This window comes from Rhizobium sp. 2MFCol3.1 (assembly GCF_000377565.1).
Taxonomy (GTDB): domain Bacteria; phylum Pseudomonadota; class Alphaproteobacteria; order Rhizobiales; family Rhizobiaceae; genus Rhizobium.
Genome location: NZ_KB898375.1, coordinates 14,637 through 40,998 on the forward strand (window position 1 = coordinate 14,637; position 26,362 = coordinate 40,998).

At 61.7% G+C, this 26,362-nt stretch carries 26 protein-coding genes; 14 read left to right on the forward strand and 12 right to left on the reverse strand.

The features are described from left to right. Position 1: 1 nt before the first annotated feature. From D460_RS37140 to coxB, 4 genes are all read right to left on the reverse strand, one after another. Positions 2 to 130: a hypothetical protein gene (locus tag D460_RS37140; protein ID WP_018902030.1), complete on the reverse strand. Its 129-nt coding sequence runs from the start codon at positions 128 to 130 to the stop codon at positions 2 to 4. Next, the gene (locus D460_RS0128535) at positions 127 to 1,083 is read right to left on the reverse strand and encodes a heme o synthase (protein WP_018902031.1); all 957 of its coding nucleotides are present in this window, start codon (positions 1,081 to 1,083) and stop codon (positions 127 to 129) included. The genes D460_RS37140 and D460_RS0128535 overlap by 4 nt, the downstream gene beginning before the upstream one ends. Positions 1,084 to 1,154: 71 nt before the next feature. Next, positions 1,155 to 2,855, reverse strand: a complete 1,701-nt coding sequence (ctaD, locus tag D460_RS0128540; protein WP_018902032.1) for a cytochrome c oxidase subunit I — start codon at positions 2,853 to 2,855, stop codon at positions 1,155 to 1,157. A 17-nt stretch (positions 2,856 to 2,872) separates the two neighbouring features. Then, a complete protein-coding gene (gene coxB, locus D460_RS0128545; protein WP_018902033.1) occupies positions 2,873 to 3,766 on the reverse strand; it encodes a cytochrome c oxidase subunit II in 894 nt (297 codons plus the stop codon). Between the two features lie 337 nt (positions 3,767 to 4,103). On the opposite strand from coxB, the gene D460_RS0128555 reads away from it, so the two are divergent. Continuing rightward, positions 4,104 to 4,709, forward strand: a complete 606-nt coding sequence (locus D460_RS0128555) for an invasion associated locus B family protein (protein WP_018902035.1) — start codon at positions 4,104 to 4,106, stop codon at positions 4,707 to 4,709. A 150-nt stretch (positions 4,710 to 4,859) separates the two neighbouring features. Then, a complete protein-coding gene (gene tldD / locus D460_RS0128560) occupies positions 4,860 to 6,275 on the forward strand; it encodes a metalloprotease TldD (protein WP_018902036.1) in 1,416 nt (471 codons plus the stop codon). 193 nt (positions 6,276 to 6,468) lie between these two features. Here tldD and D460_RS36210 read toward each other — a convergent pair whose 3' ends face one another. The 3 genes from D460_RS36210 to D460_RS0128575 all read right to left on the reverse strand — a co-directional run bounded on the left by D460_RS36210 (position 6,469) and on the right by D460_RS0128575 (position 8,933). Beyond that, positions 6,469 to 7,005 carry a hypothetical protein gene (locus D460_RS36210; protein WP_155947878.1) on the reverse strand — a complete coding sequence of 179 codons (537 nt, stop codon included), beginning with the start codon at positions 7,003 to 7,005 and terminating at the stop codon, positions 6,469 to 6,471. 220 nt (positions 7,006 to 7,225) lie between these two features. After that, the gene (locus tag D460_RS0128570; RefSeq protein ID WP_018902038.1) at positions 7,226 to 7,537 is read right to left on the reverse strand and encodes a MazG nucleotide pyrophosphohydrolase domain-containing protein; all 312 of its coding nucleotides are present in this window, start codon (positions 7,535 to 7,537) and stop codon (positions 7,226 to 7,228) included. A 70-nt stretch (positions 7,538 to 7,607) separates the two neighbouring features. After that, the gene (locus D460_RS0128575; RefSeq protein ID WP_026283643.1) at positions 7,608 to 8,933 is read right to left on the reverse strand and encodes a D-alanyl-D-alanine carboxypeptidase; all 1,326 of its coding nucleotides are present in this window, start codon (positions 8,931 to 8,933) and stop codon (positions 7,608 to 7,610) included. Between the two features lie 251 nt (positions 8,934 to 9,184). On the opposite strand from D460_RS0128575, the gene D460_RS0128580 reads away from it, so the two are divergent. Further along, positions 9,185 to 10,231 (forward strand): polysaccharide deacetylase family protein, encoded by a 1,047-nt coding sequence (locus D460_RS0128580; RefSeq protein ID WP_026283644.1) that lies wholly within the window; start codon positions 9,185 to 9,187, stop codon positions 10,229 to 10,231. Between the two features lie 220 nt (positions 10,232 to 10,451). On the opposite strand, the gene pdxH is transcribed toward D460_RS0128580, so the two are convergent. Further along, entirely contained in the window at positions 10,452 to 11,072 is a 621-nt protein-coding gene (gene pdxH / locus D460_RS0128585) for a pyridoxamine 5'-phosphate oxidase (protein WP_018902041.1), read from the reverse strand. A gap of 66 nt (positions 11,073 to 11,138) precedes the next feature. Between pdxH and D460_RS0128590 the strand changes: the two genes are divergently transcribed. The 4 genes from D460_RS0128590 to D460_RS0128605 all read left to right on the forward strand — a co-directional run bounded on the left by D460_RS0128590 (position 11,139) and on the right by D460_RS0128605 (position 14,692). Next, entirely contained in the window at positions 11,139 to 11,597 is a 459-nt protein-coding gene (locus D460_RS0128590; RefSeq protein ID WP_026283645.1) for an RT0821/Lpp0805 family surface protein, read from the forward strand. A 257-nt stretch (positions 11,598 to 11,854) separates the two neighbouring features. Further along, the gene (locus tag D460_RS0128595; RefSeq protein ID WP_018902043.1) at positions 11,855 to 13,081 is read left to right on the forward strand and encodes a DnaJ C-terminal domain-containing protein; all 1,227 of its coding nucleotides are present in this window, start codon (positions 11,855 to 11,857) and stop codon (positions 13,079 to 13,081) included. Positions 13,082 to 13,203: 122 nt separating this feature from the next. Beyond that, entirely contained in the window at positions 13,204 to 14,022 is an 819-nt protein-coding gene (fabI, locus tag D460_RS0128600) for an enoyl-ACP reductase FabI (protein ID WP_026283646.1), read from the forward strand. Between the two features lie 79 nt (positions 14,023 to 14,101). Continuing rightward, entirely contained in the window at positions 14,102 to 14,692 is a 591-nt protein-coding gene (locus D460_RS0128605; RefSeq protein ID WP_018902045.1) for a histidine phosphatase family protein, read from the forward strand. A 31-nt stretch (positions 14,693 to 14,723) separates the two neighbouring features. Here the strand turns inward: D460_RS0128605 and D460_RS0128610 are convergent, their stop codons facing one another. Next, positions 14,724 to 14,984 carry a DUF1344 domain-containing protein gene (locus tag D460_RS0128610; protein WP_018902046.1) on the reverse strand — a complete coding sequence of 87 codons (261 nt, stop codon included), beginning with the start codon at positions 14,982 to 14,984 and terminating at the stop codon, positions 14,724 to 14,726. 285 nt (positions 14,985 to 15,269) lie between these two features. On the opposite strand from D460_RS0128610, the gene D460_RS0128615 reads away from it, so the two are divergent. The 3 genes from D460_RS0128615 (at position 15,270) to ribB (ending at position 20,780) form a co-directional block, all read left to right on the forward strand. Continuing rightward, positions 15,270 to 18,401, forward strand: a complete 3,132-nt coding sequence (locus tag D460_RS0128615) for an EAL domain-containing protein (RefSeq protein WP_018902047.1) — start codon at positions 15,270 to 15,272, stop codon at positions 18,399 to 18,401. 170 nt (positions 18,402 to 18,571) lie between these two features. Further along, positions 18,572 to 19,669: a chorismate synthase gene (gene aroC / locus D460_RS0128620; RefSeq protein WP_018902048.1), complete on the forward strand. Its 1,098-nt coding sequence runs from the start codon at positions 18,572 to 18,574 to the stop codon at positions 19,667 to 19,669. Between the two features lie 10 nt (positions 19,670 to 19,679). After that, positions 19,680 to 20,780, forward strand: a complete 1,101-nt coding sequence (gene ribB, locus D460_RS0128625) for a 3,4-dihydroxy-2-butanone-4-phosphate synthase (protein ID WP_018902049.1) — start codon at positions 19,680 to 19,682, stop codon at positions 20,778 to 20,780. Positions 20,781 to 20,831: 51 nt separating this feature from the next. Here ribB and D460_RS36965 read toward each other — a convergent pair whose 3' ends face one another. Together D460_RS36965 and D460_RS0128635 are read right to left on the reverse strand one after the other, a co-directional pair. Continuing rightward, positions 20,832 to 21,185: a KTSC domain-containing protein gene (locus D460_RS36965; protein WP_081620002.1), complete on the reverse strand. Its 354-nt coding sequence runs from the start codon at positions 21,183 to 21,185 to the stop codon at positions 20,832 to 20,834. Positions 21,186 to 21,302: 117 nt separating this feature from the next. Beyond that, positions 21,303 to 22,493 carry a winged helix-turn-helix domain-containing protein gene (locus D460_RS0128635; protein WP_018902051.1) on the reverse strand — a complete coding sequence of 397 codons (1,191 nt, stop codon included), beginning with the start codon at positions 22,491 to 22,493 and terminating at the stop codon, positions 21,303 to 21,305. A 148-nt stretch (positions 22,494 to 22,641) separates the two neighbouring features. On the opposite strand from D460_RS0128635, the gene D460_RS0128640 reads away from it, so the two are divergent. Genes D460_RS0128640 through D460_RS0128650 form a run of 3 tightly spaced genes read left to right on the forward strand, consistent with a single transcriptional unit; the run spans position 22,642 to position 24,512 of the window. Continuing rightward, positions 22,642 to 23,316: an ABC transporter ATP-binding protein gene (locus D460_RS0128640; RefSeq protein WP_018902052.1), complete on the forward strand. Its 675-nt coding sequence runs from the start codon at positions 22,642 to 22,644 to the stop codon at positions 23,314 to 23,316. Next, on the forward strand, positions 23,316 to 23,924 hold the full coding sequence (locus D460_RS0128645; RefSeq protein ID WP_018902053.1) for an energy-coupling factor transporter transmembrane protein EcfT: 609 nt from the start codon (positions 23,316 to 23,318) through the stop codon (positions 23,922 to 23,924). Before D460_RS0128640 ends, D460_RS0128645 begins: the two co-directional genes overlap by 1 nt. Before the next feature lie 24 nt (positions 23,925 to 23,948). Continuing rightward, positions 23,949 to 24,512, forward strand: coding sequence for a biotin transporter BioY (locus D460_RS0128650; protein WP_018902054.1), 564 nt, complete (start codon positions 23,949 to 23,951; stop codon positions 24,510 to 24,512). A 2-nt stretch (positions 24,513 to 24,514) separates the two neighbouring features. Here D460_RS0128650 and D460_RS0128655 read toward each other — a convergent pair whose 3' ends face one another. Then, the gene (locus tag D460_RS0128655; protein ID WP_018902055.1) at positions 24,515 to 24,916 is read right to left on the reverse strand and encodes a thioesterase family protein; all 402 of its coding nucleotides are present in this window, start codon (positions 24,914 to 24,916) and stop codon (positions 24,515 to 24,517) included. Positions 24,917 to 25,424: 508 nt separating this feature from the next. Here D460_RS0128655 and D460_RS0128660 point away from each other — a divergent pair. After that, on the forward strand, positions 25,425 to 26,360 hold the full coding sequence (locus D460_RS0128660; protein WP_018902056.1) for a histone deacetylase family protein: 936 nt from the start codon (positions 25,425 to 25,427) through the stop codon (positions 26,358 to 26,360). The last annotated feature ends 2 nt before the right edge of the window (positions 26,361 to 26,362 follow it).

Consider the following 26,362-nt stretch of genomic DNA (forward strand, 5'->3'; position numbering starts at 1 on the left):
CTCAAGTGAATTTCACGATGGTTATGGCGTAGAAAATGACGACCAGAGCGGCCAGCACGAGGCCGAGCGCAACGTTGCGGTTGCGGCGGGACTTGCGCTGGGCCTCGGTGAGCTTGACGGTCTCGATCAAAGGCCGGCTCCCAAATGCGTCATTAGGAACGACGCCAGGCGGTCGAACATCAGCGCCGAGAAGATGGCGAAGAGATAGAAAATCGAATAGGCGAAAAGCTTCTTGGCCGGCACCATCTTCTCATCGCCATCGGGCATGCGCCAGCAGATGACGGACCAGTAGACGAAGACGGCGCTGAGCAGGCCGGCGACGACGCCATAGCCGGTGCTGGCAAAGCCGAGGAAGGTCGGCGCCACGGCACTGAAAGCGGTCAGGACGGCATAGACGACGATCTGGTTCTTGGTGGTGCGCTCGCCCGAGACATTCGGCAGCATCGGCACGCCGACGGACTGGTAGTCGCGCATCTTGAACAGCGCCAGCGCCCAGAAATGAGCCGGCGTCCAGAGGAAGATGATGAGGAAGAGAACCGTGCTTTCGATGGTGACGCTATCGGTCACGCAGGCCCAGCCGATCATCGGGGGGAAAGCGCCGGCCGCACCGCCGATGACGATGTTCTGCGGCGTCGAGCGCTTCAGCCACATCGTGTAAACAACGGCGTAGAAGAAGATGGTGAATGCGAGGATCGAGGCTGCAAGCCAATTGACGGCGAGCCCGAGGATCGAGACGGAAAAGCAGGAGAGCACGAGGCCGAAGGCAAGCGCTTCGTTGGGCGCGATGCGGCCATCGGGGATCGGACGCTTGGCGGTACGGGTCATCACCGCATCGATATCGGCGTCATACCACATGTTGAGCGCACCGGAGGCGCCAGCGCCAACGGCGATGCAGAGCACCGCGATGATGCCGATGATCGGGTTGATGTGGCCGGGCGCCACGATCAGGCCGGCGAATGCGGTGAAGACCACAAGCGACATGACGCGGGGCTTGAGAAGCTCGAAGTAATCGCGTGCGCTGGCTTCCGACATGCGAAATTCGCTGTCGTCTCCTAGGCTGCTGCGATCGTCGATGACTGTCATTGGTATTGTCCTGAAAACTGAACGGTGACCGCCGCGCTCCTCCGGCGGCGGTCACGATGTCTCGCATCCATTTACTTGATGCGCGGGAGCTGTTCCCATTGGTGATAAGGGGGTGGCGAGGAAAGCTGCCACTCGAGGGTCGTAGCACCCTCACCCCACGGATTGTCTCCGGCGACGCGCTTCTTGGCGAAGGCTTCGAATACGCCGAAGAGGAAGATCAGAACGCCGAAGGCCGAAATGTAGGAGCCGATCGAGGACACGTAGTTCCAGCCGGCGAAGGCATCCGGATAGTCGATATAGCGGCGCGGCATGCCGGCGAGGCCGAGGAAGTGCTGCGGGAAGAACACCAGGTTGACGCCGATGAACATGACCCAGAAGTGCAGCTTGCCGATGAGCTCGTTGTACATGTAGCCGGTCATCTTCGGGAACCAGTAGTACCAGCCGGCGAAGATGGCGAAGACGGCGCCGAGCGACAGAACGTAGTGGAAGTGCGCCACGACGTAATAGGTGTCGTGCAGCGAACGGTCGAGACCGGCGTTTGCCAGCTGCACGCCGGTGACGCCACCGACCGTGAACAGGAAGATGAAGCCGATCGCCCAGACCATCGGCGTCGAGAAGGTGATCGAGCCACCCCACATCGTCGCGATCCAGGAGAAGATCTTCACGCCCGTGGGCACGGCGATGACCATCGTTGCGAAGACGAAGTAGCGCTGCGCGTCGAGCGACAGACCGACCGTGTACATGTGGTGGGCCCAGACGACGAAGCCGACGGCGCCGATCGCGACCATGGCGTAGGCCATGCCGAGGTAGCCGAAGATCGGCTTCTTGGAGAAGGTCGAGATGATGTGGCTGACGATGCCGAAGCCGGGCAGGATCAGGATGTAGACTTCAGGGTGACCGAAGAACCAGAACAGGTGCTGGTAAAGGATCGGGTCGCCGCCGCCCTCGGGCACGAAGAAGGAAGTGCCGAAGTTGCGGTCGGTCAGCATCATGGTGATGGCGCCGGCGAGAACCGGGAGCGACAGCAGAAGCAGGAAGGCGGTGATCAGAACCGACCAGGCAAAGAGCGGCATCTTGTGCAGCGTCATGCCGGGAGCGCGCATGTTCAGGATCGTGGTGATGAAGTTGATGGCACCGAGGATCGACGACGCACCGGCAATGTGGAGCGCGAAGATCGCAAGATCGACTGCGGGACCCGGTGTACCCGTGCTCGAAAGCGGCGGATACATGGTCCAGCCGCCGCCGGCACCGTAAGCGCCGGCCGGGCCTTCGACGAACATCGACATGATGAGCAGGATGAAGGCCGGAACGATCAGCCAGAAGGAGATGTTGTTCAGGCGCGGAAAGGCCATATCAGGCGCGCCGATCATGATCGGCACCATCCAGTTGGCGAAACCGCCGATCATCGCCGGCATGACCATGAAGAAGATCATGATCAGCGCGTGCGCGGTGGTGAACATGTTGAACATCTGCTTGGCGCCGTCGATGGCGGCATCACCCTCGTAGCCGTAGACCATGGCGGCGAGGCCATGGAAAATCTGGATACCAGGCTCCTGCAGCTCCATGCGCATGGCAACGGAGAGCGCACCGCCGACGATGCCGGCCATGATCGCGAAGATCAGGTACAGCGTGCCGATGTCCTTGTGGTTGGTCGAAAAGAGCCAGCGATTGACGAAGCTCGGCTTGTGCGAGTGGTCGTGGTGGTGATCGTCATGGGCGTGTGCGCCATGATCGTGATCATGCGAATGATCGTGTGCGGAAGGTCCAGCCATGTCCCGTTCCTTTTCCTTTACTGAGCGACGTTTTCGGCGACATCGAGGGTCTTTGCGGGACCATCGGTTTCAGCCATGAGGTTCTTGTAAGCACCGGGCAGGTCGGAGGCGGCGGACGCCATCCACTGCTTGTACTTGTCCTCGGAAACGACGCGAATTGCGATCGGCATGAACGCGTGGTCCTTGCCGCAGAGTTCGGAACACTGGCCGTAGAACAGGCCCTCGCGCTCGGCGCGGAACCAGGTTTCGTTCAGGCGGCCGGGCACGGCATCGATCTTGACGCCGAAGGACGGCATCGCGAAGGCGTGAATGACGTCGGTCGGAGCCGCTGTCACGAGAACGCGCACCGTCTTGTTGACCGGCAGCACGAGTTCGTTGTCGACGGCGAGAAGGCGCGGATACTTGGCCTTATCTTCCTTGCCGGCGGCGGCGCGATCCTGATCCTTCAGGAGATAGCTGTCGAAGGCGAGCGGATTGTCGCCAGAGCCCTCGTATTCATAGTTCCACTGCCACTGCGTCGCGGTCGCCTTGATGGTGACATCAGGGTTTTCCGGAAGCGTCAGCTGCGCGGTCAAAAGATTGAACGACGGAACCGCCAGGAAGAGCAGCACCAGAACCGGTCCCACGGTCCAGGCGATCTCGATTGCGGTGTTGTGGCTCGTCTTTGATGGAACCGGGTTCGCACTGGCCCGGAAGCGAAGACAGACGATGATAAGAAGAGCGAGCACGAAGAGTGTCACGGGAACAATAAACCACAGCGTATATTGTTCGAACCAGTGAATATCGCGCATGATCGGCGTCGCGGCTGGCTGCAAAGTGGCCTGCCACGGCATCGGTTGGTCGGCATAACTGCCGGAAGCAAAAAGCAGACAGACCATCGCGGTCATGCCTGCATAGGCCTTCTTAATCACGTTTCATCTCCCTCGAGCGCTGACCCGCGTGCACTGCACGCAGAATCCTTGCCATCCTCATGCGCTTCAAACCACAGTTTAGCACTTGCCGCAACAATCCAAAGCATTTGGCCGTGCGGCATTTTCGCCCCGATGATCCCTCCTCCGGGCGCATCGAAACATGCCATGATTTTCCTTATGATACGGAAAATGTTGGCTTGAGCCAGCCACCCTTCCCAAGAATAATCAAGAAACGTCCCATTTCCGCCGTAGTCCCCGGCTTTTCAGCGGGTGGGGCTTTTCATTTTGGACGGCCCGCCCCAACTTAGCGGCACTGATTCGAACTGCAGAGGTTTTCATGGGTTTCCGTTCCCTAGTGCGGCCGTTCGTGCTGTCGGCTTGTGTTACCGCCGCGGCGATCGCTCCGGCTTTCGCGCAGACGCCGGCGCCGACACCAGCTCCGGCCGCGCCGGCACAGCCCGCCCCCGGCGCCCCTGCCGCGCAGGCGACACCAGGACAGACGCAACCGCAGGCGCCCGGCACCGTGCGCTCCAATCACGGCGCGTGGTCCGTGGTCTGCGACAAGCCGGCCGGTGCTTCGGCCGAGCAATGCGCGCTGATGCAGAACGTCATCGCCGAGGACCGCCCGGAAGTGGGCCTCTCGGTGGTTGTGCTGAAGACCGCCGACCGCAAGTCGAAGATTCTGCGCGTGCTCGCACCGCTCGGCGTGCTGCTGCCCAACGGTCTCGGCCTTAACGTCGACGGCAAGGATATCGGCCGCGCCTACTTCGTTCGCTGCTTCGCCGACGGCTGCTATGCCGAAGTCGTACTCGAGGACGAGTTGCTCAAGACCTTCCGCAGCGGCGCCAGCGCCACCTTCATCGTCTTCCAGACGCCTGAAGAGGGTATCGGCATTCCCGTCGACCTGAAGGGCTTCGCTGAAGGCTACGACGCGCTTCCCTGATATCAGGGGCCTGACAAGGGCGCTTAATAGCTGGGCCTGACCTCCGCGTCTGATCGCTTTTGCGATCCTTACGAATTCGACACTTGCTCGAACCGTCCCCGGGACCTACATCGGCAGGAAGCATTTCCTGCCGCAGCGGAGCATAATGACATGAATACCGATCTCCTGACGCTTTTCGACGCCGACGAAGCGAAGATGCGTTCGCTTGTCGCCGAAGCCCTTTCCGGCGCCGACGACGGGGAGCTCTATATCGAGCACGCGCAGGCCGAATCGCTGATGTTCGACAATGGCCGCCTCAAGGGCGGCAGCTTCAACACCGAGCAGGGTTTTGGCCTGCGCGCGGTGGCGGGTGAAGCCGTCGGTTACGCGCATGCGGGCGATCTCTCGGTTTCGGCGCTGAAGCGGGCTGCCGACGCGGTGAGCGCGGTGACGCGCGGCTACACCGGCAACTATGCAGCGGCCCCGCAGGGCACCAACAAGAAGCTCTATAGCGACGAAAACCCGATCGGCTCGCCCACCTTCGAGGAGAAGGTCAAGGTTCTGCAGGACATCGACGCCTATCTCCGCGGCAAGGACGACAAGGTCCGGCAGGTGACGGCTTCGGTCGCCGCCAGCTGGCAGGTGGTCGACATCCTGCGCGCCGACGGTCACCGGGTCCGCGACATCCGACCGATGACGCGCATCAACATCTCCGTCATGGTCGGCCAGGGCGACCGGCAGGAAAGCGGCTCCTATGGTAGCGGCGGACGCATCGGCTTCGGCGACTTCATCGCCGAGGGCAACTGGCAGTATGGCGCCGACGAGGCGCTGCGCCAGGCGCTCGTCAATCTCGAGGCGATCGAGGCGCCTGCCGGCACCATGGACGTCGTGCTCTCCTCCGGCTGGCCGGGCGTGATGCTGCACGAGGCCGTCGGCCACGGGCTGGAAGGCGATTTCAACCGCAAGAAGACGTCGGCCTTCGCTGGCCTGCTCGGCCAGATGGTCGCCGCCCCTGGCGTGACCGTCGTCGATGACGGCACGATCGACAGCCGCCGCGGCTCGATCACCATCGACGACGAAGGCACGCCTTCGGGCTACAACGTGCTGATCGAAAACGGCAAACTGGTCGGCTATATGCAGGACCGGCAGAACGCCCGGCTGATGGGCATGAAACCGACAGGCAACGGCCGCCGACAGGGCTACGCGCATGTGCCGATGCCGCGCATGACCAACACCTATATGCTGGGTGGCGACAAGACGCCGGAAGAAATCATCTCCTCGGTGAAGAAGGGCATCTATGCCGTCTCCTTCGGCGGCGGCCAGGTCGACATCACTTCCGGCAAGTTCGTGTTCGGCTGCACCGAGGCCTATCTGATCGAGAACGGCAAGATCGGTCCCGCCGTCAAGGGCGCCATGCTGATCGGCAACGGTCCGGATGCGATGCAGCGGATCTCCATGGTCGGCAACGACATGAAGCTCGACACAGGCATTGGCAATTGCGGCAAAGCCGGCCAGTGGGTTCCCGTCGGCGTCGGCCAGCCGCATCTGAGAATGGATCAAGTCACCGTCGGCGGCACGCAGGCGTAGGCTCTTCCCCGCCCCACACGAATGGCTTGAAATAGGCGACTGCGAGAGTTATATAACTATCAGCAGCAGACAACGAGGCTTCCGAAAGGACGCTGTTGCAAGTGCACCTTTAGAGGTCGGTACACCACGGTAAGGCACACTCGTTCGGCGGAAACGCCATGGGAAAGGCTCCTTTTGGGGGCCTTTTTTGTTTCTAAGGCACCCTTATCTGCTGGAAGTGGACCTTTTTCACGAGCTGACGGACGTTATACTTCCGCTTGATGTGATTGAAATCGATGTCTTTCTGGTAAGCGCTTTTGACTACAAGCTCGACGTTGTGTTGGTCGGATCTGCTCGGAAAGAGATAATAGACAACAAGATCATTGAGGCCAGAGATCAGGACAGGACCTGAAACGGCAAGATTGCTTGCCTTGTTTTTGTCGAGAGACTGCCATGTCAGATAGTTATCCTCGACCATCCTCCTGCAGATATCTGGCAGCGTCAGAGAATTTTCGTAACGCTCCTCGCAAAACTGTCTCAAAAGGCCAGCCTCATCTCGCAAGGTAAAGGCTGCGGAACCGCCTTCATGGCGCCGAGAAAATACATGTGTCTGATAGGAGATGCGGATGTCGATGTCGGCACCTCCAGCCCCTTGTCCAGCAAGGCATACAGAGGTAGGCACAAGGTGCTCGAACGTGAACCTACGTCGCGCATGATCGATTGTTGGAAATGAGTCATTGATAGTCGTCATGAGGCGCGGGAACCCGAAGCGGCAAGACAGCTCTCACGATCTGGACCCATTCACCAATGAGCTGGATTATAGATTGCGCCGGTAGTCTGGCTTTAAAACATCAATTTTTCGCGATAAAAGGGCACCTGTCAAGCCTTGCAACCTTGTACTGCCATCAAGCTTCTCGGTCATGGCCGTCGCCAGCAAGTTCTACAGGCTGAGCCTCAGCGCCGCCTGACGCTCAAAGAGCTTCATCCAGTGAAAACAGCCACTTGCGCTTGATCGCGGCAGCGAGGTCGAGATCGTTTTGGTGCGCGAAGAGCAGGATGTGGCCGAGCACGTCGGCGGCTTCGTCTTCGAGGTCGCGGGCCATGTCCTCACCGGAGCGCCCCTTGGGGCGCCCTCGCCCGCTCACGCGGTTCCAGGCCTGGGTCAGTTCGCCCATCTCTTCCTGGAGCTTCAGCAGGAACCAGTCGGCATCGCGGGTGATGCCGTTTTCTCCGGCATAGGCACTCGAGGCCCGCTCGAACTTCAGGGCAAGATCATCCAGCATCATGTTCTCCTTTCGTTTGCGTAGGAGAACTCTGATTCAGCGGCAATGTCTAGTCGGAATGGCTGGCGGATCAGCCGCGGTCGCCGAGCAGCATGCAATCGTAGGAGCGCTTCTTCAGCGCGTCGCAGGCTGATGTCGCTGCGTCGCGGCTTTCGAAGCCGACGAAGCGGGCGCGATAGACCTTGTTGGCGCCCTTGCCGACGGCTTCCGTATAGGGGTTGGCCGACTTCAGCGCGGCGCCGCCTTCGGACTTGGCCTGGGCGAGAAGCGCACGGGCGGCTTCGTCGCTCGGGGCAGCCGAGATCTGGATCGACCAGTCGCCGGTCGAGGCGACGGATGCGAGCGGCTTTGCAGAGCCGATTTTCGCTGACGGCGTTACGGCGTCGAGCGCCGACGGACGCTCCTGCGGAACGGTGTCGCTCAGATAGCCGAGCGCCTTGGGAGCAAGTTCGCTGCGGGCGATTTCGGGTGCTGCGACCGGGGCGACATCCTCGACGCGCGGTGCGGATGCGGGAACCGGCAGGTCGCTGGCATCAGCCGCGGAGGCAACTTCAACAGGCTCGCGCGAATTGACACTGGCAACCAGACGGGCGCCACCCGAGGAGGATGCGCGGCCCATGGCCTTGTCGAGCAGGGCCGCCATCTTGTCGTCGCGGCTGCGGGCGGTGCGGCCGCCGAGGACCACGCCGACGACGCGACGGTTGCCATCCTTGACGGCGCTGACGAGGTTGAAGCCCGAAGCGTTGGTATAGCCGGTCTTGATGCCGTCCATGCCCTGGTAGCGGTACATGAGGTTGTTGTGACCGCGAATCTGGCGGCCGCGGAAATTGAAGCTCGCGGTCGAGAACAGGCGATATTCGCGGGGATAATTCTTCATCAGGGCGACGGCGAGCGTCGACATATCACGGGCGGTAGTGATCTGGCGGCCATCAGGCAGACCGGACGCGTTGACGAAGGTGGTGCGGCTCATGCCGAGCTGGCGCGCCTTCTGCGTCATCAGCCGGGCGAAATTGCTTTCCGAGCCACCGAGCTTTTCGCCCATGGCAGCAGCGGCGTCGTTGGCCGACTTGGTGATCATGCCGAGGATCGCTTCGCGCACGGTGATCGACGTTCCTGCCTTGGCGCCGAGCTTGGTCGGCGGGCGGGAGGCCGCGTATTTCGACATGACGATCGGGGTATCCCAGTTCATCTTGCCGCGATTGATGGCCTCGAAAGCCATGTAGATCGTCATCATCTTCGTGAGAGACGCGGGATGATTGAGGACATCGGCGTTTTCCGACGACAGAACCTTGCCGGTTCTCGCATCGAGGATGAGGGAGGCGCTGCCAGCCATCGCCGACAACGGCGCCGCAACGACCAACGTCGCGGTTATAATCGCGGCCAACAGCTTTCTCATGCACTTCCCCTCGATGAACGGCCGACCCTCGTCGCCCGAATTTTGTCCCGTTCTTGTACAGAAGGACACAATATGGCGCGACTTTGCGGCAACGTGGACCATTTTTGTCAAATTTTACCCTTTATGGTGAAAAAACCGTAAAACACGCCCTGCAATATTAGAATTCAGGCAAAATCGGCATTCAGCAAGGCTTAACCTCGCGCTTGCTAGGGTCGCTCTCCTCACGACCCCCCGCAAACGGAGCGGAGATGATGAACGCCAGAACGCTGGCAAAGCGGATCGCGATAACTGGCGGGCTGGAGGTGGCCAACCTCCTGCGCTCGGTCGGGCTGATGCGCGGCGCACGCGGCATGGGCGCGATCTTCACGCTGCATCACGTTCGCCCCCACGAGCCCTCCGCCTTTTCGCCGAACGCGCATCTGGAGATCACACCGGACTTTCTCGACGCGGTGCTGACGCGGCTGAAGAGCGACGGCTACCGATTCGTGTCGCTAGCTGACGTGCCCGGTGCGCTCTTGGAGCCCAAGCCGTCGCAGCCCTTCGCGGCCTTTACGCTCGACGACGGCTATCGCAACAATCTCGTCTACGCCATGCCGGTGTTCGAGCGACATGAGGCGCCTTTCACGATCTTCGTGGCCAAGGGGCTGGTGGAGCGGACGCATACGATCTGGTGGGAGACACTGACGGTACTCTTGCGGCGCGAGGACAGGCTGAGCTTCGATTTCGGCAATGGGACCGAGACGATCGACACCGCGGCACCCGCTGATAAGCATCGCGCGTTTGCCCGTTTCGCACGCTATATTCATGCGCGTGAGGAGACGTCTGCTGTAGAGGCCGTGGATGCGCTGGCGCGGTCTCACGGGATCGACCCCGTCGAGATCGTCGACGATCTGGTGATGGGCGCCCCGGAGCTCAACCTGCTGGACGCCAGCCCGCTCGCCTCGCTCGGCGCTCACACGGTCAGCCACCGTGCCGTCGCGCGGCTTTCCGACGCCGAGGTTCGCGATGAGATGACGCACTCACAGGATTATGTCGAGGTGATCAGCGGCCACCGGCCTGATGCATTTGCCTATCCTTATGGAACACGCGAGGCGGTGACGCAGCAGCAGGCGGCGATCGCTAGGGATCTCGGCTTTTCTCTGGCGGTGACCACGCAGCCCGGCGTGATCGGCCGGCAATCGCTCGAGCGCGCCACCTATCTGCCGCGTCTGTCGATCAATGGGCTCTATCAGAAGCCGCGCTATGTCTCAGGCCTTGCTTCGGGGATTCCCTTGAAGCTGATGGGCAACCGCGGCTGAGGGTCAGCCCCTCCCCGCCAGATTATCCACCGATCACTTTCTTTTGAGGCGGCACACCATCGACGGGCGATGCCGCCCCTTCAGCGGCACGATCTTTTCAACCTAGGATGAAAATTCGAGCGAGGAGCGCCGTGGTTGCGCGGCGCTCCCTTTTGATGTCAGCGGCGACAAGTTCGTTGCTCTCTTGCGCAAGTCTTCGCAGACGCCACCGAGGCGATGCTTACGGATACATCCGCACCTTGTCCCAGCCGCCCTCGGGCGTGGCGCGGCGGAACTCGATGCGGTCGTGGAGCCGGAACTTCTGGTCTTTCCAGAACTCGATCGAGGTCGGCTTAATGCGGAAGCCGGACCAGTGCTGCGGGCGGGGAATCTCGCCGATCGCATAGCGGGCCGTGTATTCGGCGACGGCTTTTTCCAGCGCGAAGCGGCTTTCGAGCGGGCGCGACTGCTTGGAGGCCCAGGCGCCGATGCGGCTGCCGCGGGCGCGGGTCTTGTAATAGGCGTCGGCCTCTTCGTCGCTCACCACTTCAACCGGGCCGCGCAGCCGAACCTGGCGGCGCAGCGTCTTCCAGTGGAAGCACATGGCCGCTTTTTTCTGGCCGAGGACTTCGCGGCCTTTCTGACTCTCGAAATTCGTGTAGAACACAAATCCGTCTTGATCGAATCCCTTAAGGAGAACCATGCGGACATTGGGAAGGCCGTCTTCATCGACCGTCGCAAGCGCCACCGCATTCGGGTCATTGATCTCGGAAGCTTCGGCTTCCTTCAGCCAATCAGCAAAGAGCTGGAACGGCTCGTTTTGCTCGGTGAAGTCACTGGTTGTTAACTCATTTTCCGACATATTAGCTCAAATGCCCCGGGTTTATTCGATAATTGCCCAGCCCAAAACCACTGGACAGGACACAGGGTGGAAGTCATAGCAAAGTCAGTTCGTCATACAAAGGGCCTCATGCGCCAATGCGCGGCCATCTGCGTTGTCGGAATGGCAGTGCTTTCCCTCTCCGGCTGCATGGCCGGCGGGCTTGATATGTTCAGCAGCAACAAGGTCGACCGTTCGGTCGCGACCGGCACCGTGCCGCAGCCGGCGCCGACGAGCGACAGCATCTCCGACGAAATGACCGTGGGCAATGCCGTGACCTCGGCCGACATCAACGGCCTGCAGGGACGCCCCCTTCCCTGGGCGAACGCTTCCACCGGCAGCGCCGGCGTGATCGACACGATCGTCGAAAACAACGACACCGGCCAGGTCTGCCGTCAGTTCAAGACGACGCGCCACTCCTATGTCGGCATCTCGAAATTCTACGGCAAGACCTGCCTCGTCGGCGGCGGCAACTGGCAGCTTCTGAGCTTCCAGCCCGAGAGCTGAGCGGCCTTTCCAGGCAGTCGTTAACAACTGCACCCGGCTTCGTTTCCGGATTTAGCAAAAGATAACCATTCCGCATAAAACCGTGGCGTGTCCTGACGCCAAATAAGGACTGATTAGCAAGTTTACGGGACTGTGGTTCGCATATGTGCGCAGATTTTCTGCCCGCGAAGCGAACTTCGGCGCACCAAATGAGTTTAATCGGGGCTTCGAGGTGCCGGACAGGGCATCTCGCATTTGGACACCGGGCGGTTTGGAACATGCGCGATCCGTATAAGATATTGGGCGTCAGGCGCGATGCGGGGCAGGACGAGATCAAGGCAGCCTGGCGCAACATGGCCAAGGTGGTGCACCCTGACCACAATCAGGGCGACCCGCTGGCCGGTGCGCGCTTCGCCGAGATCGGCCGCGCCTACGACACGCTGAAGGACCCGAAGAAGCGCAGTCTTTTCGACAGCGCCGCACGGGCAGCCGAAGCCAAGCAGAACGAGAAGCAAAACGAAAACACCATCATGGCGCAGCGCCAGGCGGCGCGCGAAGCCGCGATCCGCGCCAAGCAGGCGCAGGAAAACGCCGAGCGAGTGATGGAAGAGCTGGCGCGGGCAGCGGCGCAGAAGGCGGCCGCCGAGGCCGCCAAGCAGCCACAGCCGCAACAACAGCAGCAGGCAGGTGCTGCCGAGCCCGCCGAAGAGATGATCGAGCGGATCTTCGGCAATCAGGCGCGCGCGGCAAGCGGTGGCGGACGGACGCGCGGTTTTGCTTCCGGCCGAGCCAAGCGGCCGGAACCCGAGAGCGCCGAGGCCGACAAGCAGACGGATAAGGCTAGCGAGGGCGCCAAGGCCGGCGACGCCGGCACGACAGTAGACGACGAGCACGGCGCGGACGAGACCGCGGCGGCGAGCGCTTCCGTCCTGCAGCCGCTGAGCCTCCTCACCTCCTTCGTCCGCCGCTTCACCGGCGGTGCGGCCCCCGCGCCTGAGAAGGCGCCGGACCAGCTGGCGATCGCCACTGTCACCATCGAGGATATTCTGAAGGGCGCCTGGGTGAACGTCGATCTCGGCGATGGCCGCGATGCCGGTTTCGCGCTGACGCCGGGGACCACCGAGGGCCAGACGGTGCGCCTCAAGGGCCAGGGCCACAAATTGACGGGCATGCAGCGCGGCGACGCGGTGGTCAATATTCACATCGCCCCACATGCCGACTTTACCGTCGACGGTTTCGACCTGCACACCGTGCTTCCCGTCACCATCGAAAACGCCGTGCTCGGCACCGACGCGCGCATCGACGGACCGAACGGCCCGCTGACGGTGACCGTGCCGGCATGGTCGGGATCGGACAAATCAATCCGGTTCGAAGGTCAGGGATTGCCCAAATCGGATGGCGGAAAGGGCGATCTGGTGGTCGAACTGCGCATTATCCTGTGGGAAAAGCCCGACGATAAGGTCACGGATTTGATGAGAATTATGAAGAACGGCCTGTTTTTGTGAATTTTAGGTGACATTAGCACCCTTTGTTACGTTCCCTAACAGTTGATGATTGCTGCCAATCTTGAACCGGCTGGCCGGCTATGCCATAGGCAGGATCGATCAATTTACTTAAGGGGCGAAACATGGCTCAGGCACAAGGCCTCATGTCAGGCAAGCGCGGCGTCATCATGGGCGTTGCCAACAATCGTTCGATTGCGTGGGGCATTGCCAAAGCTATTCATGCACAGGGCGGCGAGGTTGCCTTTACTTATCAGGGTGATGCGCTGAAGAAGCGGGTCGAGCCGCTGGCAGCTGAACTCGGCGGCATTCTTGCCGGACACTGTGATGTCAGCGACGAAGCATCGATCGACGAGGTTTTCGACAACATCGAGAAGACCTGGGGCAAGATCGACTTCATCGTGCATGCGATCGGCTTTTCGGACAAGGACGAACTCACCGGCCGTTACGTCGACACCTCGGCGGACAACTTCGCCAAGACGATGCAGATCTCCGTCTATTCGTTCACCTCGGTCGCACGTCGCGCCGAGAAGCTGATGACGGATGGCGGCTCGATGCTGACGCTGACTTATTACGGCGCCGAAAAGGTCATGCCGAACTACAACGTCATGGGCGTTGCCAAGGCAGCTCTTGAAGCCAGCGTGAAGTATCTGGCGGTCGATCTCGGACCGAAGAACATCCGCGTCAACGCGATCTCGGCCGGCCCGATCAAGACGCTGGCAGCGTCCGGTATCGGCGACTTCCGCTACATTCTGAAGTGGAACGAATACAACGCGCCGCTGCGCCGCACCGTCACCATCGAAGAAGTCGGCGATGTCGGCCTCTACATGCTTTCGGACCTGTCGCGCTCGGTCACGGGCGAAGTGCATCACGCCGACAGCGGTTATCATGTTATCGGCATGAAGGCTGTGGACGCGCCGGATATTTCCGTCATAAAAGACTGATCGTACTCTCTTATGAGTCATGCTCGCGGCCCCTCCTCGCGGAAGCGATAAGGGGCCGTTTGCAATATGGAGCCGATCATTGCTTATCTACGTCATTCGTCACGGCCAGACAGACTGGAACGCGGAACGTCGCCTGCAGGGGCAAAAGGACATCCCGCTCAACGCCATCGGTCGTGAGCAGGCGCGCCAGAACGGCATCAATCTCGCGGAAATCCTGAAGGTCGAAGGCATCGAGTTCGATTTCATCGCAAGCCCGCTTGGCCGCACGCGCGCGACGATGGAGATCGCCCGCGAAGCAATGAACCTCCCGCCCAAGGACTACCGGACCGACGAGCGCCTGGTCGAAGTGTCATTCGGTGACTGGGAAGGCTTTACGGTCAAGGAACTGAAGGCGACAGCCAAGGACCGGATCGTCGAACGCAATCTCAACAAGTGGGATTTCATTCCGCCGGGTGCCGATGCCGAGAGCTACGAGATCATGTCGTGGCGGGTGGCTTCCTGGCTGAACGAGGTGGACCGGCCGACGGTCTGCGTCACGCATGGCGGCGTCATTCGCAGCCTGTTCAGGACGATTGCCAACGTGCCGAAGGATGAAGCGGCCGAGGGCGAGATTCCGCAGGACCGGATTCTCAAGATCGAGACCGACACGAAGCAGATCGCCTGGATTTAATCAGGAGAGGCTAGGCTTCGCGCCAGCCGAATTACTGTACGATATCGAGATCGTTGATGACGCGCTTTCCGTCGACTTCCGTGTAGAAGACGATGACCTTCACGCCTGCCTTCAAGCCTTCGAAATTGAATTCTTCCGACGCCTGATAGGTCTTGCCGTCATCGAGCGTGAGGCTGAGATTGCTCATGTCGATGTTCTTGATCGTCGCTTCCACGTCCGCGCTCTCGGCAAAGCCGCTGATCGGCGACAGAAAACTCGCTGTGGCCAAAAGTGTAGCAACTACGAAGCGCATAACGGCATTCCTTCGAAAACACGACTCAAACATCCAATTGTGCATAGATAGCCTCCCGAATATGGCGAAATTTGCCCTGAACCGTGACCATTCCCGCCCAATTGATGAAGCGCATTTTAACAACAATCAAGAGGGTTCGTTAATATAGCCATACACTTAAAACGTGTTCCCAATACTACCTGTAAGAAATCGTAAATTAACCCCCGCTACTTACAGTCATAGGGAAACAAGGAGACTGGGGTTTTGCTATTCCGCAGGAAACATAACGAGGCAACGCGGAGTTCTTTGCGGAATACCCATATCTCGTTTCTAGTTTCCTGCCTGGTCGCCGTGGTCGTCATCATCGTCGGTTTCAGCCTGGATCGCGCCAATACGGCGACTAATCTTCGCGAATTGACGATCCGCACGGAAAACGAGACCAGCCTTATTCGCGCCCGTGTGACCGCCCAGATCAACATGGACATCACCATCGTGCGCGACCTCTCCAACATGGTCGCGATCAGCTCGAAGGTGGGCACCGAGGAGATGGAGCGACAGATCAACTGGCTGCTCATCCAGAACCCGCATTTCGTGCATATCGCGGTTGCGCCCGATTTCATCGTGCAGTCGGTATTTCCGGCGACGGAGGGCAAGGATCGGCTTGGCCACGACGTGCGCGAATTCCTGATGGATCGCCAGTCGGTTGCGCGCACCACCGGCAACCAGCAGGCGCGCTTCTACGGCCCGATCCGCACGCTCGACGGCAAGGACACTTTCGCGATCTTCTTCCCCGTCTTCGTCAAGGAGAACGGCCAGCGCCGGGTCTGGGGCGCGGTCGAGGCAGTCATTGACGCCGACATGTTCTATGAGAACACCGGCCTGAAGCCGGCGCGCGACAGCGAGAACCGCGAGAAATATCCGCATCTCGACCACCTCTCCATCGCGCTGCGCGATCTTGGAACGACGGGTGCCGCCGTCTCGCCGTTTTTCGGTTCGCCGGAGGTGCTGGGGCAGCGGCCGTTGACGCGCAAGATCACATTCGCCGGCGGGCGCTGGGAGATCGCGGCGGCGCCGAAGACCGGCTGGGCCGCCCCTCCAGAGAATCAGCAGACGCTGCGGTTCATCATCTTGGCCGCCGCCTGCCTGACGATCATTCCCGTGTTCTTCGCGACCCTTCTGCTTGGCGAGCGCAACAAGAACATCCGGCAGCTGGAGAAGCGCGAGGAGACGCTGCTGGAGCTGTCGCAGCGTCTCAACCTGGCGCTGGAAACCTCCAATATCGGCATCTGGGAACTGAGGAATGGCGGCCAGAGCCTGTTCTGGGATGGGCGCGCCGCGGCACTTCACGGCAAGCAAGCGATCGAGGGCAGCTACTCGCTCGACGACTGGCTGGAAACGATCGTTCCCGACGATCGCCGGGTGGCGAAGATCCACCTGCTGAAAGATGGCCGGTCCGGCTCCTCCTACACGACGCAATACCGGATTGAGCTTTCGGACGGCGGCACGCGCTATCTGCGATCGGTGGGTTCGGTCTATAACGACGCCGCCGGCACCATCCGCACAATCGGCATCGTCTGGGACGTGACCGCCGACGCGGTTGCAGCCGAGACGCTGCGTCGGGCAAAAGACAGCAGCGACATCAAGAATGCCGAACTGGAGCTTGCGCTCGACGAGCTCTCGCACCGCGAGGCCGAACTCGCCGAGCTCTCCGGCAAACTCGATCTGGCGCTCGATTCCTATCAGTGCGGCATCTGGGAAGCCACGCTCGGGAAGGCCGGCTCGTTCTGGGACGACCGGATGCATGAGCTTTACGGGCTGGAACCCCGCGCCGGCTTCATGGACGAGGAGACGTGGCTCTCCTGCGTGCTTGAGGAAGACCGCCCGCTTGCGGTCGAAAGCGCGCGGTATTTCAAGAAGGTCGGCGATACCCATACCGTCGTCTGTCGCGTACCGACCGAGGACGGTACGATGCGCTATGTGCGCTCGACCGGAAAGGTGCACGCGACCTCGAACGGCCAGCTGAAGATCATCGGCGTTGCCTTCGACATCACCGAAGACGCTCTGATGACGGCGGAGCTGAAAGCGGCGAAGGACGAGGCGATCGGCAAGAACATCGAGCTCGAACTCGCCAACAACCGCATCGAGCACAATTCGCTGCATGATCCGCTGACGGGGCTCGCCAACCGCCGCAAGCTCGACAAGGCGCTGGAGCAGCTGACCGATGCCGGGCAGCACGCCAGGCAGAAGTTCGCGATCCTGCACATCGACCTCGACCGCTTCAAGGAGATCAACGACACGCTGGGCCACGCCGCGGGCGACGCCATGCTCGTCCATGCCTCCCGCGTGCTCTCGCGCAGCATTCGGCCGAGCGATATCGTGGCGCGCATCGGCGGCGACGAATTCGTCATCCTGGCGCTCAATGCCAACGATGCCGAAATGTCGGCGCTTTCGGGCCGGATCGTCGAGGAGATGCGCCAGCCCATCGACTTCCAGGGTTTTGCCTGCCGCTGCGGCGTGTCGATCGGGATTGCGCTGGCGAGCGGCATGCGCGTCGATGCCCGCAAGGTGTTGATCAACGCCGACATCGCGCTCTACCGCGCCAAGAGCCAGGGCCGCAATCGGTTCCAGTTCTTCAATCACAATCTGCAGGCCGACATCATCAACAACAAGCGGCTGGCCGACGAGATATTGTCGGGCATCGAGAACGGCGAGTTTACCACCTGGTACCAGCCGCAATTCAGCGCCCGCACCATGCAACTGACCGGCGTCGAGGCGCTCGTGCGCTGGCAGCATCCTTCCCGGGGACTGCTGACGCCGGACAAGTTCCTGAAGATCGCCGAGGAGATCAACGTCGTGCAAACGCTCGACCGCATCGTTCTTGAGACCGCGCTGAAGGACAAGATGCGGTGGGCGGCGCTTGGCGTTTCCGTTCCCAAGGTCTCCGTCAACGTGTCTGCCCGGCGCCTGCACGACGATGCGCTGGCCGATTCGCTGCGCATGCTGCAGATCCGGCCGGGCGAGATCTCGTTCGAACTGGTGGAGTCGATCTTCCTCGACGAGAGCGAGGACGTCGCCGCCGAGAACCTCGACAAGATCAAGGCGCTCGGCATCGACATCGAGATCGACGACTTCGGCACGGGCCACACCTCCATCGTCAGCCTTCTCAAGCTGAAGCCGAAGCGGCTGAAGATCGATCGGCAGCTGGTGCAGCCGATCATCACCTCGGCGCAAGAACGTGCGCTGGTGCGCTCGATCATCGACATCGCCCGCTCGCTCGGCGTCGAGACCGTGGCCGAGGGTGTCGAGACCGTGGCGCATGCCAGCCTGCTTCTCGAACTCGGCTGCGACCTGCTGCAGGGCTACGCCTTCTCGCGCCCCCTCTCCTTCGACGATTTCACCGAAGCGGCCACCCATACGGCCTGGCGCATCGCTTCGTAGGATGGCTTTGCGCGGTTGTTCTCGGATTTGAGGAAACACCGTTTCCCAATGGAGACGGTTTGGCGCAAAGAAAGCCTTTTGCCCTTTCGGCTTTTGGCCTATGAGTGTCGCGCCTTTTTAAAGAATGGCGCGGCCCGGGGACGCCCGGCGGCGCGATCCGGTCGGAGCATATGTCACACAATACATTCGGTCACCTCTTCCGCGTAACCACCTGGGGCGAAAGCCACGGACCGGCGCTTGGCTGCGTCGTCGACGGCTGCCCTCCCGGCCTGCGTTTCAAGCTCGCCGACCTTCAGGTGTGGCTCGACAAGCGCAAGCCCGGCCAGTCGCGCTTCGTGACGCAGCGCCGCGAGGATGACCTCGTCAAGGTTCTCTCCGGCGTGATGTTTGACGCCGACGGCGAGACGATGATCTCGACCGGCACGCCGATCTCGATGCTGATCGAGAATACCGACCAGCGTTCGAAGGACTACGGCGAGATCGCCCGCCAGTACCGGCCGGGCCATGCCGATTACACCTACGATCTGAAATACGGCATCCGCGACTATCGCGGCGGCGGGCGCTCTTCGGCGCGCGAGACGGCGGCACGCGTGGCGGCCGGCGGTATCGCGCGGCTGGTCGTTCCCGGCGTTCGCGTGCGCGGCGCGCTGGTGCAGATCGGCAAGCACAAGATCAATCGCGACAACTGGGATTGGGGCCTGGTCGATCAGAACCCGTTCTTCGCGCCGGATCCCGAGATCGTGCCCGTCTGGGAAGAGTATCTCGACGGTATCCGCAAGAAGGGCTCGTCGATCGGCGCCGTGGTCGAGGTGGTCGCCGATGGCGTTCCGGCCGGCTTGGGTGCGCCGATCTATTCCAAGCTCGACCAGGATATCGCCTCGCTGCTGATGTCGATCAACGCCGTCAAGGGCGTGGAGATCGGCAATGGCTTCGAGGCGGCGGAAATCACCGGCGAAGAAAACGCCGACGAAATGCGCATGGGCAATGACGGCCAGCCGATCTTCCTGTCCAATCATGCCGGCGGCATCCTTGGCGGCATTTCGACGGGTCAGCCTGTCATCGCCCGTTTCGCGATCAAGCCGACCTCGTCGATCCTGACCGAGCGCCAGTCGATCGATGCCGACGGCAAGAATGTCGATATCCGCACCAAGGGCCGCCACGACCCCTGCGTCGGCATCCGCGCCGTGCCGATCGGCGAGGCGATGATCGCCTGCGCCATCGCCGACCACTACCTTCGAGACCGCGGCCAGACCGGCCGGCTGAAATAGGAACGTTCCCATGGCTTACGATCAGAAGCGCGTCGTAGACGCTATCCGGGCCTTCGAGGCCGGCGAAATCGTTGTGGTTGTCGATGACGATGGCCGCGAGAACGAAGGCGATCTCATCGTTGCCGCCGTCCACTGTACGCCGGAAAAGATGGCCTTCATCGTGCGCCATACCTCGGGCATCGTCTGCACGCCGATGCCGAAGGAAGAAGCCAAGCGCCTCGGCCTCAACGCCATGGTCGCGGAAAACGACAGCGCGCACACGACGGCCTTCACCGTCACCGTCGACTTCAAGCACGGCACGACGACGGGCATCTCCGCCGACGACCGCACGCTGACGGTGCGCAACCTCGCCAACCCGAATGTCGGCGCCTCCGACTTCGTGCGCCCCGGCCACATCTTCCCGCTGGTCGCCCGCGAGGGTGGCGTCCTGATGCGCTCGGGTCATACCGAGGCCGCAGTCGATCTCTGCAAGCTCGCCGGGCTGCCGCCGATCGGCGTGATCTGCGAGCTGGTCAACGACACCGGCAGCGTCATGCGCGGCCCGCAGGTATCGAGCTTTGCCGAAGAGCACGGCCTGAAACTGGTCTCCGTCGCCGACCTCATCGCCTATCGCCAGCGCAAGGAAACGCTGATCCAGCTGCAGGCGAGCTTCGATGTCGACACGCCGTTCGGCAAGGCCAAGGCCCACAGCTACTCCCTGCCGTGGGATCCGATGCAGCATCTCGCCGTCGTCTTCGGCGACATCCGCGATGGCATCGACATTCCAGTGCGCCTGCATACCGAAAGCGTCGTGGACGACCTGTTCGGCAAGCGCTCCGTCGATCACTACATGAAGAAGATCGCCGAGAAGGGCCGTGGCGTCATCGTCTATCTGCGCGAGGGTTCTGTTGGCGTCGGCCACCAGGACAACGGCCGCAAGGCTTTGGGCCAGGGCCGCGAAGCGCATGCGGAAGCGCAGAACCGTGAAAGCGAATGGCTGGAAATCGGTCTCGGCGCGCAGATCCTGAAGGATCTCGGCGTCACCTCGATCAAGCTACTGACCCGCAGCGAGCGCCACTATGTCGGCCTCGAAGGCTTCGGCATCAAGATCGCGGAGACAGAGATCGGCTAAGGCCGGTGAGATGATCAGCCGGCGGGTAAGGCCCGCCGGTTTCGACCTTCGTCAGGCGGCGATGCGCTTGAAGCGGGTCCTGACGTTCTGCATGTAATATTTGCCCGGCGATTCAGACGTGACCATGGCGATGACATGAGCTTCGGCCACGCCTTCGAACATGCGCTCCTCGCCATTGTTCAGGCAGACGCGCAACCTGCCGTCTTCCTGGCTGAAATAGACCGCGTCGATCAGGGCGGACTTGACGGTGACGGGTTTCATCCGCGCACGCTGCTCGCTCAACGAAACGATCGAACCTGTCGCCGCGGCGCGGGCGTCGCGACGGTTACGCATCAGTGCTCTGACCCTGCGGGCGAGGCTGTTCCATGCCGTCCATGCGGCGTATCTGATCGCTCGTGTTTTCATGCTGTAATCGTAGGCGAACGGTCCTTAAGAAGTTCGCGAAGAAGCATGGTAAACCCCCGTCAAGATTAACAGGCGGTAATCATCTAAAATGCGAACTATCTCAACGATGACAATCGCTTAGCCGCGCCAACCTTCCAGCATCTCGACCCGCTCGACACCGGCGAAGCGGGCGACGCGATCAAGCTCGGCGGCGAGCTTTTCAAGGCGACCGGCGGAGGGCTTTACGCCCGGCTCCAGCCACAGGCGCTTGACGTCGAGCGAGCCCTTCTTGCGGTCCGCCTTCATGTCGATGCGGCCGATCAGGCGATCGCCTTCCAAAAGCGGAAAAATGTAATAGCCATATTCGCGCTTGGGCTCGGGCACGAAGATCTCGATGCGATAGAAGAAGCCGAAGAGGCGTTCGGTGCGGTTGCGATCACGAATCATCGGATCGAAGGGGCTCAGCACGCGGATGCGCGGTGGTGCGGCGGGATAATCGTCGAGCGTATCGAGGAAATCCGTAAACGCCCATGAGGGGCGCGGCTTGCCGCCTAGCGACGGCTCGATCAGTATCTCGGTCAGTTCATCACGATGGGCGGTGACCCAGCCCTTGGCCTCATCGGGCGAGACCAGCGCCCAGAAGGCCGCTATCTCGCCATGGGTGGCAAAGCCCAGCCTCGTCAGCGCGCTGCGGCAGGCCCAGTCCACGAATTCCTCACGGCTGACCTCGGGCTCATGGAACTCGGCCGGGATGACGCGCTCGACCAGATCATAGACCTTCTGGAAATTCGAGCGGCCCGAGATGGCGAACTTGCCGGTGCGCCAGAAATATTCGAGCGCCGTCTTGTTGGGATGCCAGTTCCACCAGCCGCCGGAGACGTGGCCGTCGGCCTTGATCTCGCGCGCCATGATGGCGCCGTCGCGGCTCACCCGCTCGTAGGTCTCGTCGAAGGCATCCTCGAAGCCCTCGCCGCGCCATTTGCGCCAGCGATCCACCAGGACTTCCTCCTCCCGCCGGAACTTGTGCTTCCAATAGCGGAAGTAGCTGCTCGGCAGGATGGAGGCGTCGTGCGTCCAGTGCTCGAACAGCGCGCCGTCCTTTTCGAGCAGCGCCGTCAGGTGCTCGCGCTTGTAGGTCTGGTTGCGCGAGAAAAGGATCTGGTGATGGGCGCGCTCCACCCACTGGATGCTGTCGATCTGCACGAAGCCGAGATCGTGGATCAGCTGCAGCAGGCCGGATTTGGTGAGCACGCGATTGGGCGGAGCGCTCAGGCCCTGCTTGGCCAGAAAGATGCGGCGGGCGTCGGCATTGGAGATCAGCTTCGTCATGGCAGCGATGATAATCCGGAAAATGTTCCTAGCCACCCGAATATGGCGGGTTCGGGCGAGGATGCAATGGGGTCAGGTCGCGTCGCGTTTTGATCTTCCCTCCGGCCGCATTCATTTATAGAACGGCGCTTCACCTCAGGGGGACGCAGTGAATATCCGTTTCGAAAGCGCCGGCGTCAGCTACGGGTCGCGGACTGCGCTGCAGCCGCTGACGCTCGAGCTCACCGAAAAGCGCATCGCCATCATCGGGCTGAACGGCTCCGGCAAAACGACCTTCGCGCGGCTGATCAACGGCCTGACCAAGCCGACGTCCGGCCGCGTCATCGTCAACGGGCGCGACACATCGGATGAGAAGGCAGCGCTCGGCGATGTCGGCTTCATCTTCCAATCGCCGCAGAACCAGATCATCCTGCCTGTCGTGCGAGATGATATCGCCTTCGGGCTGAAGAGCCGCGGACTTGCGAAGGCCGCGATCGAGGCCAGGGTGGCCGAGGTGCTCGACCGCTTCAATGCCGGGCATCTGGCCGAGCGGCGCGCGCACGAGCTCTCCGGCGGCGAACTGCAGATGGCGGCGCTCTGCTCGGTGCTCGCTACCGGTCCCGATATTCTCATTCTCGACGAGCCGACCAACCAGCTCGATCTGCGCAACCGCGGCCTCGTGCAGGGGCTGATCGAGAGCCTGCACGAGAGCGCCATCGTCATCACCCACGATCTGGAGCTGATCGCCGATTATCCGCGCGTGCTAGTGTTTCACCAGGGGCAACTGGCAGCCGATGCGCCGGCCGCCGAGGCGATCCCCCGCTACCGGGAGCTCGCGGCCTGATGCAATCGCTCTATGTCGAGGGCAATAGCCGGCTGCACCTGATCTCGGCGCGGGTGAAGCTCATCGTGCTCGCCGTGCTCGGCATCGCGCTGTTTGCCACCGCCAACATCGCGCTGCTCGGCTTTGCCGTCGTCGCCACCGGCGCCGTCTACTTCGGCATCGGCATGCCGGTTCGTGCTGCCCTTGCGCGCTTGAAGCCGATCCTTCTCACCATTCTGATCGTCGCCGTCTTCAGCCTCGCTTTCAATCCATGGCATGGCGCCGTCGTCGCGCTGCTTCGGCTGACGGCGCTGATGCTGTTTGCCGCGAGCGTCACCGCGACAACCACGATTGCCGCCTTCATGGAGGAGATCACGCTGGCCGCCCGGCCGCTGGAGCGGCTTGGCCTCGTACGAGCCGACGATGTCGGGCTTGCCGTCGGGCTGGTGGTGCGCTTCGTGCCTGAAATCATCGGCCGTTACCACGCGATTGCCGAGGCGCACCATGCGCGCGGGCTGAAGGTGCGGCCGGCGACCGTGCTGGTGCCGTTGATCATCCTGACGCTGAAGGATGCTGATAACATCGCGGCTGCGATTGACGCGCGCGGTATTCGGCGGCATGTGATTTAGCACCTATTGAACCACGGAGCCATCATGAGCACCCGAGACCTCGTTCTGTCCGCCCTGTTTGCCGCCATCATCGTCGCGCTCGGCATTCTGCCGCCGATCACGCTCGGCTTCATTCCGGTGCCGATCACGGCGCAGTCGCTCGGCGTGATGATGGCCGGCGTGGTGCTCGGCGCCCGGCGCGGCACGGTGGCGGTGCTGATCGTGCTTGTGCTTGTGGCGATCGGCCTGCCTGTTCTCTCCGGTGGTCGCGGGGGGCTCGCGGCTTTCGCGGCACCCACCACCGGCTTTCTGATCGGCTGGGTCTTCGCCGCCTTCACGACCGGCTATATCAGCGAGCGGCTGGTGAAGCACGGCCAGGCGGCCGGCATGCAGCTGACCGGCTTCTTCTTCGCGGCGATGATGGGCGGGATCGTCGTGCTCTACGCCTTCGGCATCGTCTATCTCGCCTTTGCCGCGCAGATCGGCCTCAAGGCCGCGTTTACCGGCTCGATGGCCTTCATTCCCGGCGATGTGATCAAGGCCTTCGTTGCGGCGCTGGTCGGCCGCGCGGTCATGGCCGGCTATCCGCTGCTGCCCGTCAAGAACTAAAGCTAGTTCATGAAACCGTAGAGCCAGTCCCGCGTCACTTCAGGCAGCGGGACCGGTGCCTTGTCCTCGCGCGTCTGCGCCTGCCAGACGATCTCGACCTCGGCGGCGCGCTCATCGCCTGTGTCCACCGCAATGATGAAGCCGACGGAACGCACGCCGATCTTGTCGACGGCGGTGGTAAACAACACCATTTCGTCATAGCGCAGTGGCCGATGCAGGATGCAGGTGATCTTGCTCGCCACATAGAGCGGCTCGTCCGCCAAGTCAGGTCGCTCGGACCAGAATTTCGCCAGCGCAGATTCGGCATAGGAGATGTAGGAGCCGAGGAACATCTGGCCGTTCATGTCCACATCGCGGAACGGCACGTGGATCTGCACAATGTTGGAGCGCATCGCAGCATTCATCGATTTCCCCCAGTCTCAGCCTTTGCTATTGCGCAATTCCGGACGCAAAACCGCGCTGCACTTTTGCTGGAATTGCTTTAGTCCCCAAGAATAATCGCCTGCTAATATTATGTAAATGAAGGCGAAAGGCGTATGACAGCGCACGATTGTTGAAATCGCGAGCCCCTACCCCATCTGCTGTGGAACATGACGAGGCAGGCAAATAGAGTGATTTAGAGCCTTTCCTGGTTAGCTTGAAGCATTCTGCCGGAGCAGGTTTTCGTCAGGGCAAAGGCGATTGGCGAAGGGCATACCCCAGGTACGGTCGAGCAGATCGCCTTTGATCCTGGCGGAAAGATGCCCGGCCCTAGCTGGTTTGCGAAGCAAACCACCGGGGTTGGCTGAAACGGGCCGCCTGATCGTCCGGCCGGCTTGGCCGTATGCTTGGGCTACGACGCGCGCCGGCCGGACGATCATTCGACTCCGTTTGAGCCAACAGAATGCTTCAATCTAACCAGGAAAGGCTCTTATGAGCACCCGCCTTTACGAACATCCGATCTTTCTGGAACACATCACGCCCGAGGGACACCCCGAGCGATCCGACCGGCTGCGGGCGCTGAACGTGGCGCTCGGGCATCCGCATTTCGACCGGCTGGACCGCCAGCAGGCACCGCAAGCATCGGAAGATGCCGTGCTTCTGGCGCATCCGGAAGAGCATCTCTTTTCCGTCATGCGGCAGGTGCCGGAGGAAGAAGGTGAGATCAACCAGCTCGAGGCCGACACCTATGCCAGCCCGAAGAGCCTGCAGGCGGCGCTGACGGGGATCGGCGGCGCGATGGCGGCTGTCGACGACGTCTTCACCGGCAAGGCGGACAATGTCTTCGTCGCCTCGCGGCCACCCGGCCACCACGCCGAAAAATCCAAGGCGATGGGCTTCTGCTTCTTCAACAACGCCGCCATCGCCGCCCGCCACGCCCAACGCAGGCACGGCGCTGAGCGCGTGGCGATCGTCGATTGGGATGTGCACCACGGCAACGGCACGCAGGACATCTTCTGGGACGATCCGTCCGTGTTGTTCTGCTCGACGCACCAGATGCCGCTCTATCCCGGCAGCGGCGCCAAGAACGAAACCGGCGCACACGACACGATCGTCAACGCACCGCTTTCGCCCAATGTCGGCAGCGAGCATTTCCGCGAGGCGTTCAAATCCCGCGTGCTGCCGGCGCTGAACGACTTCCGCCCCGACCTGATCATCATCTCGGCCGGGTTCGACGCGCATCACCGCGACCCGCTGGCGCAGATCAACCTCGTCGGCGAGGACTTCGACTGGGCGACCGGGCGGCTGCTCGAAGTGGCCGACAAAAGTGCCGGCAACCGGGTCGTCAGCCTTCTGGAAGGCGGCTATGATCTGGAAGGGCTCGCCGAATCGGCCGGGCTGCATGTTTTGAGAATGATGAAGGGTTGAGC

Coding starts and splice junctions, on each gene's coding strand:
- ribB (WP_018902049.1), top strand. CDS start 19,680: ATGGCTTACGATCAGAAGCGCGTCGTAGACGCTATCCGGGCCTTCGAG.
- D460_RS0128555 (WP_018902035.1), top strand. CDS start 4,104: ATGGGTTTCCGTTCCCTAGTGCGGCCGTTCGTGCTGTCGGCTTGTGTT.
- D460_RS0128580 (WP_026283644.1), top strand. CDS start 9,185: ATGAACGCCAGAACGCTGGCAAAGCGGATCGCGATAACTGGCGGGCTG.
- fabI (WP_026283646.1), top strand. CDS start 13,204: ATGGCTCAGGCACAAGGCCTCATGTCAGGCAAGCGCGGCGTCATCATG.
- pdxH (WP_018902041.1), bottom strand. CDS start 11,072: ATGTCGGAAAATGAGTTAACAACCAGTGACTTCACCGAGCAAAACGAG.
- D460_RS0128575 (WP_026283643.1), bottom strand. CDS start 8,933: ATGAGAAAGCTGTTGGCCGCGATTATAACCGCGACGTTGGTCGTTGCG.
- ctaD (WP_018902032.1), bottom strand. CDS start 2,855: ATGGCTGGACCTTCCGCACACGATCATTCGCATGATCACGATCATGGC.
- D460_RS0128635 (WP_018902051.1), bottom strand. CDS start 22,493: ATGACGAAGCTGATCTCCAATGCCGACGCCCGCCGCATCTTTCTGGCC.
- D460_RS0128595 (WP_018902043.1), top strand. CDS start 11,855: ATGCGCGATCCGTATAAGATATTGGGCGTCAGGCGCGATGCGGGGCAG.
- D460_RS0128655 (WP_018902055.1), bottom strand. CDS start 24,916: ATGAATGCTGCGATGCGCTCCAACATTGTGCAGATCCACGTGCCGTTC.
- D460_RS0128645 (WP_018902053.1), top strand. CDS start 23,316: ATGCAATCGCTCTATGTCGAGGGCAATAGCCGGCTGCACCTGATCTCG.
- D460_RS0128660 (WP_018902056.1), top strand. CDS start 25,425: ATGAGCACCCGCCTTTACGAACATCCGATCTTTCTGGAACACATCACG.
- tldD (WP_018902036.1), top strand. CDS start 4,860: ATGAATACCGATCTCCTGACGCTTTTCGACGCCGACGAAGCGAAGATG.
- D460_RS36965 (WP_081620002.1), bottom strand. CDS start 21,185: ATGAAAACACGAGCGATCAGATACGCCGCATGGACGGCATGGAACAGC.
- D460_RS0128535 (WP_018902031.1), bottom strand. CDS start 1,083: ATGACAGTCATCGACGATCGCAGCAGCCTAGGAGACGACAGCGAATTT.
- D460_RS0128610 (WP_018902046.1), bottom strand. CDS start 14,984: ATGCGCTTCGTAGTTGCTACACTTTTGGCCACAGCGAGTTTTCTGTCG.
- aroC (WP_018902048.1), top strand. CDS start 18,572: ATGTCACACAATACATTCGGTCACCTCTTCCGCGTAACCACCTGGGGC.
- D460_RS36210 (WP_155947878.1), bottom strand. CDS start 7,005: ATGACGACTATCAATGACTCATTTCCAACAATCGATCATGCGCGACGT.
- D460_RS0128570 (WP_018902038.1), bottom strand. CDS start 7,537: ATGCTGGATGATCTTGCCCTGAAGTTCGAGCGGGCCTCGAGTGCCTAT.
- D460_RS0128650 (WP_018902054.1), top strand. CDS start 23,949: ATGAGCACCCGAGACCTCGTTCTGTCCGCCCTGTTTGCCGCCATCATC.